The 3,804-nt window shown below is 68.4% G+C and carries 4 protein-coding genes; 3 read left to right on the forward strand and 1 reads right to left on the reverse strand.

Features of this window, described 5'->3' with window-relative positions:
• Window positions 1-28 precede the first annotated feature (28 nt).
• The 3 genes from ACTHNQ_RS19785 (at window position 29) to ACTHNQ_RS19795 (ending at window position 2,620) form a co-directional block, all read left to right on the forward strand.
• Complete coding sequence (locus tag ACTHNQ_RS19785; RefSeq protein WP_440335635.1) at window positions 29-1,366, forward strand: RNA polymerase sigma factor; 1,338 nt, start codon at window positions 29-31, stop codon at window positions 1,364-1,366.
• Complete coding sequence (locus tag ACTHNQ_RS19790) at window positions 1,363-2,058, forward strand: coenzyme F420-0:L-glutamate ligase (protein ID WP_440335636.1); 696 nt, start codon at window positions 1,363-1,365, stop codon at window positions 2,056-2,058. The genes ACTHNQ_RS19785 and ACTHNQ_RS19790 overlap by 4 nt, the downstream gene beginning before the upstream one ends.
• A 118-nt stretch (window positions 2,059-2,176) precedes the next feature.
• Window positions 2,177-2,620 (forward strand): VanZ family protein, encoded by a 444-nt coding sequence (locus ACTHNQ_RS19795; RefSeq protein WP_440335637.1) that lies wholly within the window; start codon window positions 2,177-2,179, stop codon window positions 2,618-2,620.
• Between the two features lie 2 nt (window positions 2,621-2,622).
• On the opposite strand, the gene ACTHNQ_RS19800 is transcribed toward ACTHNQ_RS19795, so the two are convergent.
• A complete protein-coding gene (locus ACTHNQ_RS19800; RefSeq protein ID WP_440335638.1) occupies window positions 2,623-3,645 on the reverse strand; it encodes a sugar-transfer associated ATP-grasp domain-containing protein in 1,023 nt (340 codons plus the stop codon).
• Between the last annotated feature and the right edge of the window lie 159 nt (window positions 3,646-3,804).

Genomic DNA, 3,804 nt, shown 5'->3' on the forward strand with positions numbered 1-3,804 from the left:
GAGCGCGTCGACCGGTGAAAGGCGAAACGTGACTCCAGGCACGAACACCAAGGCTCGCTCGGCCGCGAAGGACACCGAGTCGGACGAGACGAAGACCGCAGCCGCCAAGAAGGCTCCCGCAGCCAAGGGGGCCGCCAAGGCGAAGGCTGCGCCGAAGACCGCGTCCAAGCGCGCGAAGAAGTCGGACGACGAGTTCGAGGACGACGTCGAGGAGCTCGACGACGACGTCGAACTCGACGGCGACGACGACGCTTCCGACGACGAGTCGGGCGACACCGCCGACGCCAAGGGCGCCGGAAAGCCTGCGGGCGACGACAGCGCGGCCGAGGATGAGGAGGAGGACGAGGAGAGCACCAAGCCGGCGTTCACCGAGCCCCTTCCCACGGGTGCGATCGTCATCTCGTCGAGCGACGAGGACGATGTCCCGGTCTACTCGACCCAGATCACCGGCGCGACGGCCGACCCGGTCAAGGACTACCTCAAGCAGATCGGCAAGGTGCCGCTCCTCAACGCGGCCGAAGAGGTCGAGCTCGCGATGCGCATCGAGGCGGGCCTGTTCGCCGAAGAGAAGCTGTCGCACATGTCTGCCGCTGAGAAGACCTCGCAGCTCGGTCTCGACCTGCAGTGGGTGGCACGTGACGGCCAGCGCGCGAAGAGCCACCTGCTCGGCGCGAACCTCCGCCTCGTCGTCTCGCTCGCCAAGCGCTACACCGGCCGCGGCATGCAGTTCCTGGACCTCATCCAGGAGGGCAACCTCGGTCTCATCCGCGCGGTCGAGAAGTTCGACTACACCAAGGGCTTCAAGTTCTCGACCTACGCGACGTGGTGGATCCGCCAGGCGATCACCCGCGCCATGGCCGACCAGGCCCGCACCATCCGCATCCCGGTGCACATGGTCGAGGTCATCAACAAGCTCGCCCGTGTCCAGCGTCAGATGCTGCAGGACCTCGGACGCGAACCCACGCCCGAGGAGCTCAGCCGCGAACTCGACATGACCCCCGAGAAGGTCATCGAGGTGCAGAAGTACGGCCGTGAGCCGATCTCGCTGCACACGCCGCTCGGCGAAGACGGCGACAGCGAGTTCGGTGACCTCATCGAGGACACCGAGGCCGTCGTGCCCGCCGATGCCGTCGGCTTCACGATGCTGCAGCGTCAGCTCGAGTCGCTCCTCGACTCCCTCTCCGAGCGCGAGGCGGGCGTGATCCGCATGCGCTTCGGACTCGGTGACGGGCAGCCGAAGACGCTCGACCAGATCGGGGACACGTTCGGCGTCACGCGTGAGCGCATCCGCCAGATCGAGTCGAAGACGATGGCGAAGCTGCGTCACCCGTCGCGTTCGCAGTCGCTGCGGGACTACCTCGAGTGAGTGAGGCGAACGCCGGCAAGGCGCTCACCGTCCAGGTCGAAGGCTCGTCGTTCGCGCGTATCCCGATCCGCACGCGGGTCGTGATGCCCGGCGACGACCTCGACGACTTCGTCCGCGAGTACGCGACCGACGTCGTGCGCGAGGGCGATCTGCTCTTCGTGACCGAGAAGATCGTCGCGATCACGCAGGGCCGCTCGTACCTCGTCGAGGACATCAAGCCGCGCAAGCTGGCGTTCTTCCTGTCGAAGTACGTCACTCGCACGCCGTACGGGATCGGACTCGGCATGCCCGAGACGATGGAGATGGCGCTGCGCGAGTGCGGAACGCTGCGGATCCTGTTCGCGGCCGCCGTCTCGGCGGTGACGAAGCTGTTCGGCCGCAAGGGCGACTTCTACCGCATCGCCGGCGACAAGGCCCGCGCCATCGATGGGCCGACATCGGGCACCATCCCGCCGTACAACAAGGCCGTGGTGCTCGGACCTGAGCGTCCGCGCGAGGTCGCCGAGCACCTCAAAGCCCTGCTCGGCGGCGTGCCCGAGGTCGCGGTCGTCGACATCAACGACCTCGGTGGCAACATCCTCGGCTCGACGCTCGACAAGGCCGGCGAGAAGCAGCTCGTCTCGATCCTCAAAGACAACCCGCTGGGCCAGGGCCACCAGTCGACGCCGCTCGGCGTCGTCCGCGCGGTCTGACCCGGCTCACATGCGAGAGGCGCGGTGCCCGAGAGGCGCCGCGCCTCTTGCGTGCGAGGGTGAGCGGCCGAGCGCGATGCATACGCTCACGCAACACCCGCTCGTGTGATGTGGGGGGATGACCCGTCCCACAGAAGACGTCTCGCCCCTCGTCCCGCGGCTGCTCCTGGCCGGCATGTCGGTGACGGCCGTCCTCGCGCTGACGCTCGCGCCCCGCAGCCTCGTGGCTCCTGCCCGCGGCGCGTTCATGGCGCTGGCCGACCGGTTCGCCGCGCCGGTGGTCGCAGGCCTCAGCGGCTGGCAGTGGGAGAGCAGCCTGAACGCACTCCTGTTCGTCCCGCTCGGCGCCGCCCTCGCCCTGCTGCTCGGCCGGCGGCTGTGGCTGCTCGCACCGTTGTTGGGCTTCGTCGTCTCGTTCGGCGTCGAGTACGCGCAGCTGCGTATCCCCGGACGCGTGCCCGACCTTCAAGACGTGCTGTGGAACACGCTGGGCGCCGCAGCGGGAGCCGTTGCGACGTCGCTCCTCCTGCGCCGTGGCGGCGGGCGCCGACGGGCCGGGTGAGCTCAAAAGCCGATGGCCTCGCGGTAGCGCGGCTTGTGGCCGGTGCGGATGCCGGTGACACTGGGCTTGTTCTCGTACACTCCGGCACCCCAGTTGCCCTCGACCAGCACCGGGCCGTCGGGGCTCACGACGATGTCCCAGCCGACATACTGGACCTGAGGGACGACGCGCGCGACCTGGTCGACGAACGCCTTCACCTCGTCGACCATCGGCAGCTGGAAGTCCGCGATCACGAACCCGCTGTCGGGGTGCTTCACGTGCACGTGTGCGTGCGAGTCGTAGCCGGGCCCGACAGCGTGACCGTTCTCGTCGAGCATCGTGTAGAAGCCGCCGAACGTCATCTGGTCGCTCACCGCACCGCGGCCGAACTTCTGCGCCATCGCCAGGATGTGCGTCTTCTCGCCGTCGAAGAACGCGGTCACACGGGTCGTGTTCACGGTGCCGGGGCACACGGCCGCGAGGGCGGCGTGCTGGCGGATGACCTCTTCGATCAGCAGCTCACCGCGTTCGAGCAGCCCGCGGTGGAAGCCGTCCCAGTCGGTGATGTCGGCCGCGTGGTAACGGTGAACGCCCGTGCCGGCCTGACCCACCGGCTCCTTCGTGACGATCGTGCCGTGCTTCTCGGCGAAGTCCCGCACGGCGTCGGCGTTGCCCTCTTCGACGACCATCCAGTCGCGGCGGAGGAAGGCGCTGAACGTGCGGTCGAACTCGACCTTGTCCTGGAACAGGCCGCGGTAGTCGGGGTGGTCGTACTTCTGCGACAGCTGGTTCGACACGGGGTGCGTCATGTACGTCGCCCGTTCGGCGGCGTTCAGGATCGCGAAGTCGTAGTCGATGTAGTCCTGGAAGCCGACGTTCTTGAAGCCCGCCTGCCAGAGCATGTCGGCGACGATCGCGGGACGCCACTTGCCGTGCTCCTCCGAGGCCTCCTTCGCGCGTTCGAGGACGGATCCGACGTCGATGCGACGTGCGCGTCCGGCGAGGTACCGGAGGCGGGGCGCGAGGCCGAGGCCCTTCGAAGGCATGCGTGCTCCAGGGTCGGGATCGGGGGACCTCGATAGTCTAGACGGCGTGTTTCAGCCCGACGGGATGACGATCCCCGCGCCCCGGCGCAGCGCTCCTGTCGCGACGATCGACCACCGCGCGCTGCGTGCGAACGTGGAGGGACTGCTCCTCCGCAGCGG

It is taken from the genome of Microbacterium sp., from assembly GCF_051953575.1.
GTDB lineage: Bacteria > Actinomycetota > Actinomycetes > Actinomycetales > Microbacteriaceae > Microbacterium.